The organism is Streptomyces sp. CB02400, assembly GCF_001905725.1.
In the GTDB taxonomy this organism is placed as follows: domain Bacteria; phylum Actinomycetota; class Actinomycetes; order Streptomycetales; family Streptomycetaceae; genus Streptomyces; species Streptomyces atrovirens.
This window is the reverse complement of sequence record NZ_LIWB01000026.1, coordinates 69,056-81,048: the sequence shown is the minus strand read 5'-3', so window position 1 is coordinate 81,048 and position 11,993 is coordinate 69,056. Positions and strand designations below refer to the sequence as shown.

At 70.5% G+C, this 11,993-nt stretch carries 9 protein-coding genes; 2 read left to right on the top strand and 7 right to left on the bottom strand.

The window, feature by feature from the left end:
- Positions 1 to 51: 51 nt before the first annotated feature.
- Positions 52 to 885, bottom strand: a complete 834-nt coding sequence (locus AMK33_RS37650) for an SDR family NAD(P)-dependent oxidoreductase (protein WP_073937704.1) — start codon at positions 883 to 885, stop codon at positions 52 to 54.
- A 96-nt stretch (positions 886 to 981) separates the two neighbouring features.
- On the opposite strand from AMK33_RS37650, the gene AMK33_RS37645 reads away from it, so the two are divergent.
- Together AMK33_RS37645 and AMK33_RS41960 are read left to right on the top strand one after the other, a co-directional pair.
- On the top strand, positions 982 to 1,593 hold the full coding sequence (locus AMK33_RS37645; RefSeq protein ID WP_073937701.1) for a TetR family transcriptional regulator: 612 nt from the start codon (positions 982 to 984) through the stop codon (positions 1,591 to 1,593).
- A gap of 413 nt (positions 1,594 to 2,006) precedes the next feature.
- Positions 2,007 to 2,855: an ISL3 family transposase gene (locus tag AMK33_RS41960; protein WP_327380504.1), complete on the top strand. Its 849-nt coding sequence runs from the start codon at positions 2,007 to 2,009 to the stop codon at positions 2,853 to 2,855.
- A 117-nt stretch (positions 2,856 to 2,972) separates the two neighbouring features.
- Here AMK33_RS41960 and AMK33_RS37635 read toward each other — a convergent pair whose 3' ends face one another.
- From AMK33_RS37635 to lanL, 6 genes are all read right to left on the bottom strand, one after another.
- Positions 2,973 to 4,637 carry an ATP-binding cassette domain-containing protein gene (locus tag AMK33_RS37635; protein WP_158075172.1) on the bottom strand — a complete coding sequence of 555 codons (1,665 nt, stop codon included), beginning with the start codon at positions 4,635 to 4,637 and terminating at the stop codon, positions 2,973 to 2,975.
- A gap of 101 nt (positions 4,638 to 4,738) precedes the next feature.
- Complete coding sequence (locus AMK33_RS37630) at positions 4,739 to 6,469, bottom strand: ABC transporter ATP-binding protein (RefSeq protein WP_143203904.1); 1,731 nt, start codon at positions 6,467 to 6,469, stop codon at positions 4,739 to 4,741.
- 298 nt (positions 6,470 to 6,767) lie between these two features.
- Positions 6,768 to 6,923, bottom strand: coding sequence for a hypothetical protein (locus AMK33_RS42645; protein ID WP_158075171.1), 156 nt, complete (start codon positions 6,921 to 6,923; stop codon positions 6,768 to 6,770).
- Between the two features lie 57 nt (positions 6,924 to 6,980).
- Positions 6,981 to 7,130, bottom strand: coding sequence for an ALQxL family class IV lanthipeptide (locus tag AMK33_RS42640; RefSeq protein WP_158075170.1), 150 nt, complete (start codon positions 7,128 to 7,130; stop codon positions 6,981 to 6,983).
- Between the two features lie 7 nt (positions 7,131 to 7,137).
- A complete protein-coding gene (locus tag AMK33_RS37625) occupies positions 7,138 to 9,039 on the bottom strand; it encodes an alpha/beta hydrolase family protein (protein WP_073937693.1) in 1,902 nt (633 codons plus the stop codon).
- Positions 9,036 to 11,834: a class IV lanthionine synthetase LanL gene (lanL, locus tag AMK33_RS37620; RefSeq protein WP_073937690.1), complete on the bottom strand. Its 2,799-nt coding sequence runs from the start codon at positions 11,832 to 11,834 to the stop codon at positions 9,036 to 9,038. Before lanL ends, AMK33_RS37625 begins: the two co-directional genes overlap by 4 nt.
- Positions 11,835 to 11,993: the final 159 nt, after the last annotated feature.

The window sequence follows — 11,993 nt, the reverse complement described above, 5'->3', positions numbered from 1 at the left end:
TGGCACAACCCATCCAACGACCAGAACCCACCAAAGTCACCGGCATTGCATCTAGGCCAGCAGCGCTTCGGAGCGCTCCCACAGTCGGCGTGCCAGGTCGGTGTCGAGAGCGAGACGGTTGAGCCCTTTCCCGGGCTTGCGCTTGGCGTAGTACTCGCCTGACTGCCAGTCGGTGCCGGGACGGGCCTCGGCGAGCCATACCAGCTGATCGGCGCCCTTGTCCGGCGTGGTCAGCAGTACCGTCCGTGCCGCACGGTTGGTGGCCAGGAACTTCATCAACCGGCTCGTGGTGTCCGAACCGAAGTTGGTTGCGACGTTGCCCGGATAGAACGCGGCAGCGGACACACCCTGCGAGTGATAGCGCCGATGCAGCTCCTTGGCGAACAGGACGTTCTCCAACTTGGAGGCGTTGTAGGCACGCACCGCGTTGAAGCTGCGTTCCTGGTTGAGGTCGTCGACGTCGAGGGTGCGGACCATGCCTCCGTGGAGGGTCGTCGTCTGGATGACGCTGGCCTTCGAGGCGACCAGCTTGTCCATCAGCAGTTGCGTGAGCAGGAACGGAGCCAGGTGATTGATCTGGAAGGTCTGCTCGAACCCGTCGACGGTCCGGGTCGGGTCGCCGAACACGCCTCCCGCGTTGTTCGCGAGCACTTCGATGCGCGGATACGAGGCATCCAGGTCGGCCGCCAGCTTCCGCACGTCGTCAAGGCGCGTGAAATCGGCGACGTGGGCGTCCGCACCGACCTGACGGGCGACGGCCCCAGTCTTGCGAGGAGACCGTCCGACAATCACCACCCGGTGCCCCTGACGCCCGAGCCGTCGGGCCGCCGCAGCGCCGATGCCGTCGCTGGCGCCCGTAATGACGATGGTTTTGCACTGTTCCATGATCTTTCCTTCGCTGAGGCGACTCGCACACGACAGCATATGTCAAAGTCGTCAGTGACTGACACGTTAGACGCCACCCGCTATCCTTGAGGTGTCATGAGTGAGAAACAACCAGGTCTGCGGGAGCGCACCCGCCGCGCGGTGACGGCCGAGATCGCCGCCTCGGCCCAAAGGCTCTTCGTCGAACGCGGCTTCGAGGCCACCACGATCGACGACATCGCCGGGGCCGTCGGCATGTCGCAGCGCAGCGTCTTCCGCTACTTCGCCACGAAGGAAGACATCGTTCTGGGTAAGTTCGACCTGGTGATGGAGGACATGCTCACCGCGCTGCGCCAGCGCCCACCTGGCGAAGAGGTATGGACGTCACTGCGCCACGTCCTCGACGTACTCATCTCCGCCTCCGAGGCTCCCGACAAGCAGGCCCTGGTGGAGCCGATCCATCGGCTGGTCTTCGAAACCCCCACACTGCTTGCCGGTTACCTGCAGAAGCTGCAATACATGCAGGATGCCGTCGTCGTTCTGCTGCAGGACCGCGCCGAGGCGGCCGGCAGGCCCTACGACACCGCCGATCCGGCGCCCCGAGCCCTCACAGCCGCAGCCTTCGGCTGTCTCCTCGCCGCACAGCACTCCTGGCTTGCCTCGGACGCGAAGAGCACATTCGCCGACGCCGTCGACCGCGCCATGGCCACCATCGGCCCTCGCGCGTGAGCCAGACGCGGTTGCGGCGCCACATGTCCCGACAGCGCGCACCCGTGCGGCCTTCTGCCGCGTACCCCAGACCCGGACTGACCCGCAGCCGCTGCGACAGCTCCATGATCGAGTGCCTCGGACACTCCAGCACGATCCGCGATCGCAAGGCCAGAGCCCGGGCCGTCAAGCGAAGCCGCACCCAACCCTCGGCACAGCCCTCTGCGCATCGGCCAACCACAACGGCGGAATTTCCGCGGACGCGGAGCCGACGGCCGGTGTGATCGACTCGCAGTCCGTCAAAGCGGACGCCGTCGTCAGCGCCGACAGCCGCATGTCTAGGACGGGTGTGTTTGGGGTCCGGCACAAGTTCCGGGTTCTGTCGCTGATTTGGGGGTGCGTGACGACCAAGAGCAGGTGGGCATCACCTGTGCGTGGGGGATGTGGTTAGCCTCGTCGGCCTTCTTCTGCCGAGGGTTGGGGTGGAGGTCGAAGGAAGGGTACTTGGGGACGCCGAGGTCCGGCTTACCGTGCGGTCCACGGTGGTGTCGGCCGTCTGCCCGGAGTGCGGATGGAGATCCTCGCGCGTGCACTGCTACTACCAGCGGTACCTGACGGACCGTCCCGTCGTCGGCCGTCGGGTGCACCTGGACCTGCGGGCACGCCGTCTCGTATGCAGCAACAGCAGTCGCAGACACCGGACATTCGCCGAGCAGATACCAGACCCGACGCGACGACACGCGCACCGTACGAACGCCCTGACCGCCCAACTCACGGACATCGCACTGTTTCTGGGCGGACGTGCCGGAGCCAATCCGTGCGGACGCATGGCTGTCCCCACCGGCAAGGACACCCTGCTCCGCATCCTTCGCGCACTGCCCATTCCGGCGCCGGAGTCTGTCCCGCGTCTGGGCGTCGACGAGTTCGCAGTGCGCCGCGGTCGTGCCTACGCAACGATCCTCGTCGATATGGGCACCCATCGCCCCGTCGACGTCCTTGCAGATCGCACCGCGCTCACCTTCGCCGCCTGGCTGCGTGAACACCCCGAGGTGAGGGTCGTCTGCCGCGACCAAGCCGACTCCTTCCGCGACGGCGCCCACGCCGGTGCACCACAGGCCCGGCAGGTTGCCGGCGCCTGGCACCTGCTGCACAACCTCGCCGAGGCCGTCGAACGCATCGTCGGACGACACCGCGCCGACCTGCGCGACCCCCTCACCGTCCGAGCCGACCAGGACGACACCGGCCCGTCAGCAAGCACCCACCCCGCCGCCAATGGCGATTGACGTGCACGGACGGCCCCGGCCACTGGTCGCCCGCACCCGTGAACGCCACCAGCCAGCATCAACACACCCAGGCCCCACTGTCTCTCACCCCACTGTCCCGGAACCGAGAGATCGCAGTCAGGGGCCTATCAGCTCCGCGTACAGCGGGGATCGCTCCCGCAGCTCCCGGTGGGTGCCGTCGACGACGGTTCCGGACTCGACGACGAGGACACGCGGGGCGCGCAGTACCGAGCTGATCCGGTGAGCGATGACCACCAGGGATCCGGGTCGCGCGACAAACGCCTGCTCGGCACGGGCCTCGGCGAGCGGATCGAGGTGGCAGGTGGCCTCGTCGAGGATGACGACAGAGGCGGTGGACAGATACACCCGGGCCAGGACCAGGAGCTGCCGCTCCCCCTCGGAGAGGGCGCCCGGTCGCTCGATCGCGGCGTCCGGGCCTCCTAGGCGGGCCACCAGCGTATCCAGGCCGAACAGGGTGATCACGCGCTCCAGCTCCTGGTCGTCGGGCGCCGAGTCCGCGCGCAAGTACGCGAGGTTCTCCCGCACCGTTCCGGCGAAGACGTACGACTCCTGGGGCACAAGAACGACCGTACGGCGCAGCCACGTCCGGTCCAGCTCCGTCACGGACAGGCCACCGAGGCACACCTCCCCACCGTCAGGGCGTTCCAGGCCAGCGAGCAGTGCGGCGAGCGTGGACTTGCCAGCCCCGCTCGGCCCCATCACGGCCAGGTGCTTGCCCTCCTCGACGCTCAGGGACAGCCGGTCGACCACGGGTGCGGAGTGAGGACCGTAGGCGAAGGTCACTCGGTGGAGCGTCAGCTCGGCGGACGGGGCCTGAGCCGTCGTGCCCGTCGGTTCCGGTGGCACGGTGACGTGGTCGGCGAGGCGGAGGAGCAGCACGCCCAGGTGCAGGCCCACGTTCGCAATGGTGTGCACCACCGACCGCAGAGCCGGTTCGAGGCCGGTGACCAGGTAGGTCGCCGTACCGATGACCTCCCCTGGGGTGGCCGTGCCGGAGCGGACGAGCCAGGGGGCCATGACCAGGGTCGCGAGCAAAGGAAGCCGAGAGCCGACGGCGACCACCCCGAGCCGTCCGGCGCCGAGCCTGCCAGCCGCGACCACGGCCGCGGCCTGGTCGTCGACCGCCTTCCCCACCTGGCTTGCGGCCGTACGCGCTGCCCCGCAGGCGTGCACGTCACGCAGTCCCCGCAGGACCTGCCCGGCCTCCTCGGCAAGGCGCTCCTCGGCTGCCAACGAGGCCGCCAACCTGCCCCGCAGCAGGCGGGAGAGCCGTAGGAGGAGCACACCCCCGGCGGTTAGTGCGAGCACGGTGACCAGCGCGACCTCGGGGGCCAGGGCCAGCAGCCCGAGCACGACGGCGGCCACGGAGAAGACCACCGTGCGCGCGGTCATCAGGAGCGCGGCAGTCATCTGCCGAACGGTCTCGGTCTGCCGGGTGGTTCGGGCCACGTCTCCGCTGTCGGCCGCTGCGTCGGTCTTGGCGGCCCTGCCCAGGCCGGCCACGACCACGAGTCGTACAAGCCGGTCGCGGACGGACTCCACGACCCGGCCCAGCGGGGTCATGACCTGGCGGGCTCCGACGGCGCCGAGGAAGAGCGCCGCGGCGTAAGCGCCCAGGAAGGCGAGCCCGGTGCCCGGGTCGGCAGCGAGGAACCCCCGGTCCAACGCCGACGCCATGAGCCAGCCCGACAGCAGGACGGGTACGGCCTCCAGCAAGGACCAGGCCACCATCGCGGTCACGGCGGCTCGTTCGGCAGCCACGGCCGGTCGGATGAGAGCCCAGCCCCGGCCGCGGGCGTCGCCGCCATACCCCCCGCTGTGCTCCTGCTTTGGGCTGTGCTGAGTGGTCGAGTCCGGCGACGTCATGTCCGCGCCTCCCGTCCGGTCGTGGCGGTCGCCGGGTCATGGCCCGTGTCGTCGTACGGTGCCGCGCTGCCGAAGGCCTCGGCGTAGCCAGGCTTTCGCAGCAGTTCCCGGTGGGGGCCGAACCCGGCGACGCGGCCGTCCTCGAGCCACACCACGAGGTCGGCGCGCGCCGCGGTGGACGTGCGGTGCGCCACGATCAGCTTGGTGCCGGAACGGGTCGCCAGCGCGCGGGTAATCTGCCGTTCGGTGGCCACGTCCACGCTTGAGGTGGCGTCGTCCAGGATCAACACGCGCGTCTCCCGGCAGAAGGCGCGGGCCAGGCCCAAGCGCTGGAGTTCGCCCCCGGAGACGCGGAGACTACCGAGCGGGGTGTCCAGCCCCTGTGGCAGTCTCGCGACGAACCCGTCCGCCCTGCTGTCCCGCAGCGCCGCGCCGATCGCCGCATCGTCGATCTCCTCGTCGGCGTATCCGACAGCCTCCCGGACGGTGCGGCCGAGGAGGACGGGGCGCTCGAAGGCGTAGCCGACCACCTGGCGCAGCTGTGCGGGCTCGGCCACGGCGAGGTCGGTTCCGTCGAGTTCGACCATGCCGGCGTCGGGGCTCAGCAGCCCGCCGGCCACCGCGGCCAGGGTCGACTTGCCCATGCCGGAGGCCCCCACGATCGCCACCTCTCGTCCGGCTGGCACGGTCAGGTCGACGCCGTCGAGGACGGCGCGGCCTTCGATGACCACCCGTACACCGCGCATCCGCAGGGTGCCATCACCGGGCGGGATCGGCACGACCGCGGCGGGGTCGCGGTCGTCAGCCGACACCGCGTGCAGTCGGCGCGCCGAGCCGCGCACCTGGCCGAACTGTGCCAGGACGCCGACCTGCCGGAAGACACCGAAGGCGAGCGTGAGGTAGCCGCTGATCGCGAGGAGCTCTCCCGAGCTGATCCGACCGGCGGCCACTTGGTACCCGGCGGTGGCCATGACGCAGACGTGGAGCAGCGGGGCGAGCAGCGAGAGGTGCCAGCCGGCGTCGCGCTGCATGCGCCAGAGCCGTTCCCCGCTCGCGCGCAGCGGGACGAGCGGTCGCAAGACGCGGGCCGCCTCGCGTTCGGTGGTGCCACAGGCTCGAATGGTGCGGATGCCCTGGACTGCCTCCAGGTAGCGGTCGGCAAGCTCGGCGTGTGTCCGCTGGTAGTCCTCGGCCAGCGCCGTCGTACGGCGCATCAGCCCGGCTGCGATCAGCCAGATCGACGGTACGCCCAGAAGGAAGGTGAGACCGGTCCACACATCGATGAGCAGCAGGGCGGCGATGCCACCGAGCGACGTGACCACGGAGACGACCGCTGCCACGGTCGCCGGGATGAGCCGCGCGGTCTCCGCGGTGCTCTGCAGTAGGCGGCTGAGCAGGTCGCCCCGCGCGAAGCGGTGCTGCCGCCGCAGGTCGAAGGAGAGGATACGGTGGAGCAGGCTGTGACGCAGCCAGGCGGTGCCCTGACCGGTTGCCCCGGCCTCCAGCAGTTCGGTGGCCGCTTCGGCCATCGTTCCGAGGAGCAGGACGCCGCACAGGGGCACGAGGGACGCCGTGCTGCCCGCGAGAGCCGCGTCCACGGCCGTCCCGAGGGTGGCGGGGAGCAGCATCGCTGAGCCAGCCGCGCAGACGGCCGCGGCCAGATAGGCCGTGTGCTGGCCTGCGGCCGAGCGCAACAGCCCGGCGAGCAGTCGTTGTTCGTTCCGCACGACGTGACGCTCCTGGAAGGCGTGGTCGGTTGTCGGCTTCCGGCCGTTCCGCCGCACGTCGAGGTGCGGCGGAACGGCCGACGGGTGTTCCTCAGTCCGTTGGACAGTCCTGGGAACTCGTCACCAGTCGAAGGTTCGCCACGGGCACGTGAGGATGGACCCCAGTCCGCAGCATCCCTGTACCGTCATCTCGTTCTCGGTAGGCGGCAGTTCCTGAAGCAGGGCGATGCTCTCCACGTCACACCTCCTTTCCTCGATGTTCGTGTCGGCTGTTGTCCGTCGGCGGCTCGCGCCGTGGTCAGCTGCCGGTGTTCGTGCAGCTGTGGCAGCTGGAGACGGTCAGGGACCACCACTGGCAGCCGTCGAAGATGCTGGACCAGCAGCAGTCCGCCGCGGCCAGGGCGGCTTCTTCCGTGGAGGGCAGTTCCTGGAGCAGTTCGATGGAGATCGACATCAGTTCACCTCCTCTCTCGACGTCGTGACGGGTGTGCGAGGGCTCTCGCTGCCGTCTTCAGTTGGTGCCGAAGGTGCAGCCGAAGCAGGTCAGGATGGTCACGAGTCCGCCGAGGCCACTGCAGCAGCTGCCGGGCAGGCTGCAGATGCCCAGGCTGGGCTCCTCGGTGCTCTCCAGCTCCTGGAGCGCGTCGATGTCGAGTGTCATGCGTTCTTCACCTCCCTCCGGTTGTCGTCGCGGTTCGGCCGCCCCGCGCCGGCTCAGCGCAGTCGGTGGCGGCAGGCGGGGTGGGTGCGGACCACTCGCCGTGGGCGAGGAACCGGGCGACCGCTTGGTGCAGCTCGGCCGAACCGTCCAGCGGTGCGTGCCCCGCTCCGGCAATCTCCACGTAGTGGAAGTCGGTGCCGGGTCGGCGGCCGAGACGTCTGAGTTCCCTCACCAGCCGCTGGGACTGGCTCACCGGAACGGTCGCGTCGCGCTCGCCATGGAGGACGACGAGCGGCGCGGTGATGCGGGGCAACTGGGCGAGCACGTCGCGCGGCCCGGCGTCATCGACGACCAGGGTGCGTCCCCCGAGCCGGTCGATCATGGCGCGCACCCGTGTCGAGGCCTCGGGATAGAGCCGGTCGCCGCTGAGGAAGGGGGCGACCGCGACCACCCGTGAACACAGGTCTGGCGCGACACCGGCGGCGAGCAGTGCGAGGAACCCGCCGTAGCTCGCGCCGTACAGTGCCACCGGGGCGCCTCGCGCCCGGCGGACGTGGCGGGCCAGCGCGAGGACGTCGTCCAGGTCGGGGCCCGCCCAGGCACCGGCGATGGGCCGGTGGAAGGCCTCCCCGTACCCCACGCTGCCGCGCGGGTTGGGCGCGATTACGGTCACGCCCTCGTCGGCGAGGACCTGGAAGAGCTGGGAGAACTTCAGCGCCCACCGGTCCGCGGGGCCGCCGTGCAGGCACACCACCACCTGCCGGGCGGAGCGCCAGTCCTGATGGCCGCACACGATTGCCTCGATGTCCCCTGCGGCGCCCGGCATGCGGCGCGCCTCGCTGGGCGCCCACGAGGCGTACGTCCCGGCCGGTGTGCCGTCGTGCACCTCGAACCAGCCGTCGGGGTCGTGAGCGACCATGCGGGCGGGCAGGCCGGAACCGATCGACAGGCTCCAGAACCGCGCCGCGCCGGAAGGCCCATCGCACCAGGCCCCCGCGCCCAGGACACACGGCTCCGGGGCCCTCATCGGCCGGACATCGTCGGTCGCCGTGTCCAGGGCCACCAGGCTCCGGCTTGTTTGGTCGACCACATGCAGGGCGACCAGCCCTCCGCCGGGGTGCATGGCAACCGGCGTCACCACCCCGGACAGCGACCGCGGGGCCAACAGTTCGCGGGTGGGCCCGCCGGGCTCGTACAGGCGCAGGCGGTGTCCTTCGCCGTCCGTTCCGGCGCTGACCAGCAGTACCTCGCCTGTGCGCGGTGCGACGCTCCAGCCCGTGTCGTCGCCCGCGGGGTCGGCACGGAGCGCTGTGTATTCACCGCTCCGCAGGTCGTAGACGGTAGGGACGGTTCGCCCGCCGTCGTGGACGTTGACCAGGTACGAATCCCCGTGAGGATCCAGCCACCCTCCGCCCCGGGCCAACAGCGGCGGCAGCTCACCGAGCCGGCGGACCGGTGCATGCGAGCCGGTCCGGGTCCACTGCCAGCCGGAGCACTGCCCCGACGTGCCCTCCCGTACGACGAAGAACACGGAGGGCGACCCGTCCGGCGCCGGCGCGACCACCACGGGCCGCGTAGGAAGCCGTCCGGCCGACCACCGCCGCCCCTCGGGCGAGACGACCCACAGCCCGTCACGACCGATGAGGAGGACGCCACCGTCGTCGAAGGGGACGGCGTCGTCCGGCAGTCGGCCCGGGTCGGTGTCGGAGTCGTACCGCAGACCCGGTACGACTCGGCACTCCGGCGCCGCGCCCCCGAGGTCCCAGAACTCGCCGTGCAGGAACCCGCGCCCGTCGGCCACCAATGAAGCGGCGGCGTGCCCCGTACCGGAGAACCGGAACGACAGCCGTGAGCGCAGGGTGGTCAGAAGGGGCCACAGGCCGGGCCGTGCCGTCATGGTCGCGGTCACCGCTCCTCCCGCGGGGCCAGCACGAAGTCGTCGACCATCCACCAGCGTTCGCCGCCGTACCTGAGGCGGTGGAGGAAGCCGACGGCGCCGCCCATGCCGATGTTGTAGCTGTAGGTCATGCCCGCACCCGACTCGTCCAGGACGACCAGGCGTCCCTCATGCAGGGCGCACAGCCGGTAGAGCGCGGTGACGTACTCCTCGGCCCATTCCAGGTAGCGGGACTCGCCGGTGGCCGCCGCCATGTCCAGCAGGAACTCGCCGTTGCCGGCCAAACCATGGCAGTGGCTGGCGGCCAGCGACCACTTCTCCTTCCGGGTGCTCACCGCCGCCCGGTGGGCGCCGTCGAGGTAGCGCCCGTCCCCGGTGGCCCGCCACAGCCTGATCAGGAAGGTGCCGATGCCGGGGGCGCCGCTGCACCACCAGCACACGCCGTCGAAGGGCTGATCCGAAGCCACCTCACCGGCCTGGGCAGCCGACCACTGCATGCCGTCCCCGTGCTGCCGAGCCTGGCGCAACAAGAAGTCCCCGCCGGCCACGGCGGACGCGAGCAGGTCCGGCCGCTCCAGCTCACGCGAGACGCTGAGCAGGAAGGAGCAGATGCCCGCCACGCCGTGCGCGAAGCCGTAATGGGTGAGGCCCTCACCCCGTCCCATGGAGGCGGGTACCGGCCACACCAGCCCGTCGGGCGCCTGGGCGGCCAGCACCGAGTCCACGCACAGCAACACCCGCTCGCGCAACTCCTGGTCGCCCGTACGGCGCCACAGGTGGAGCTGTGCCAGCCCGCAGCCGGCCACGCCATGGGTGATGTCCGGGTTGCTCCAGACCACCGGCAGGCGCTTGACGCGTTCGACGCTGCGCTGTCGTACGGCCTCCTCGCCCAGCTCGGCAGCCGCCTCGTACATGGCCCAGTAGGTCCCGGCCCGGCCGAAGTACAGCCCGGGAAGCTGTCTCGGGGCACGGTCCGCCCGTTCGTCCAGCCAGATCAGCCCGGTGCGCAGGGCCGCACGGAGCCGGGTGGCACCGTCGGCCAGCACGCCGCGTCGCAGCACCTCCAAGGTGCCCGCCGATCCGGCCTGCACGGCCAGCGTGTCGAAGACGCGTCCCTCCACCGGGGGCGCGGGCCACAGGGCGTCCGGGCTGTCGGGCGTCATACCGGACACGAGCTGAGCCCACCCGTCGGTGAGCAACCGGTCCTGCTCCGCCGTCGGCAGGCGCAGCGGGGCCGCGCCGGAGCCGTCCGGCCGCAGATCGTCGAGCATCTCCCGCACTCGCGCGAGCGGAAGTCGCGCATCGGGCTCCCGCCGGAGCAGGCCGAGAACGACCGGGGCGAAGGCGCGGAGCACGGGATGGTCGGCGGCGACCGCCCGCACCAGGAACCGCACCCGCTCGTCGTAGGGGCGCTGGGGAGTCTTGTCGCGCGGGGTGCGGTCACGGGACCTGTCACCCTGTGCTATCGGCTCCTCCACGCGACCGTCGGGGGGTATCAGAGCGTGCATCCCCGTGCACAGGTAGAACAGGGTCGCGCCGACGCTGTAGAGGTCCGCGACCGGTTCCGGCGCTGGGTAGCGCACCGGTCCCGAGGTCTCCTCGGGCGGCGCGTAGGACAGGGTCTGCACCCGGGTGACCTGCTCGCCCGGCACGGCGACGAACTCAGTGTCGATCAGGACCAGTTCGTCCTCTGGGGTGACCATCACGTTGTTCGGGGTGAAATCCCGGAACACCAAGCCCTTGTCGTGAACGGCGGTTACCACGTCGACCAGACGCCGGGCGAGGTCCAGCACCCGCGCGAACGGCATAGTGCGGCTGGGCTCCACCCTGACGATCTCCTCGACCCAGCTGCGCAGTGTGACGCCGGACACCTCCTCCTCGGCCAGGAAGGTGTGCCCCTGGTAGTCGAAGAGGTCGATCGGACGGACCGCGACGCCCAGTGGCTCCAGGGCACGCAGCGTCTCGTACTCGTTGCGCAGGTAGTCGCGCGCGTCCGTGCCGTCCGTCTCCGCCCCGACGAAGGGGCGCGCCTCCTTGATGACCACCTTGGCGCCGGTCCGCTGGTCGCGAGCCCGGTAAACTCCGCCCCGGTTAGAGTGCCGGATCGCCTCATGAACGACGAAGCGGTCGTTCAGCAACACCTGCGACCTGCCGCGCTCGGAGGCCGGGCGGACGGGCTCCGGATCCGGCAGCGGCGACGGAGCCCACGCCGGAGGGCTGTACCAGGCGTTGCGCTCGTCCGGGATCCACCTGCCATCGGGACCGACGAGCATGAACGTGTAGGAGCCGTCCATGTCCAGGATCTGCTGGCTGCCGCTGAAGCCGCCGTAGCGGTAGTGGACCAGACTGCCCGGACGGTACCGGCGGTCGGAGAGGATGGCCGGGCCCTCCAGGCCCTCCGTCGCCTCGTGCAGGAGCTCCAGCAGTTCCGCACACTGCTGCGGGCCGTCGGGATACGCTGTGATGAACTTGCCGCCCGAGCCTCGGGCCATGCGTATCGACAGCAGCGCCCGCAGCTGTTTCAGTCCCCTGGCGAACTTGAAGGGGACCCGGCGTTCCAGCAGGACCCGGCAGACGGCGCCCAGGACGGTCTCCGCCGAACGGGGCGTTGCCGACACGTGGATCTTCCAGCCCTGCGGCGGGGTGGCAGCACCCGGAGGAGTCAGGTAACACCACATCTGATCGGCCCGGTGATGCCAGCCGTGCAGGGGCACGACCTCGTCCCGCACCCGCAGGAACGTTGCGATGTACGAGTGGTCCGACGCTTCCCGCCCGTCCGCTTCCCAGTCTTCGCTCAGGTCGGTCACAGTCTCCTCCTCGGCCTGCGAGGTGTGGCCCGTGCGGAGGCATCACCTCGACGGGCTATGGCAGTTGATTGACGCGCTACGGGTGATTCGGCCAGCGCACCGGGCCGGCTCGTGGACCTGGAGGCGGCTGCACCTCGCAGAGCTTGTAGGAGCGGAACG

Coding starts and splice junctions, on each gene's coding strand:
- AMK33_RS37650 (WP_073937704.1), bottom strand. CDS start 885: ATGGAACAGTGCAAAACCATCGTCATTACGGGCGCCAGCGACGGCATC.
- AMK33_RS42645 (WP_158075171.1), bottom strand. CDS start 6,923: ATGTCGATCTCCATCGAACTGCTCCAGGAACTGCCCTCCACGGAAGAA.
- AMK33_RS42640 (WP_158075170.1), bottom strand. CDS start 7,130: ATGACACTCGACATCGACGCGCTCCAGGAGCTGGAGAGCACCGAGGAG.
- AMK33_RS37645 (WP_073937701.1), top strand. CDS start 982: ATGAGTGAGAAACAACCAGGTCTGCGGGAGCGCACCCGCCGCGCGGTG.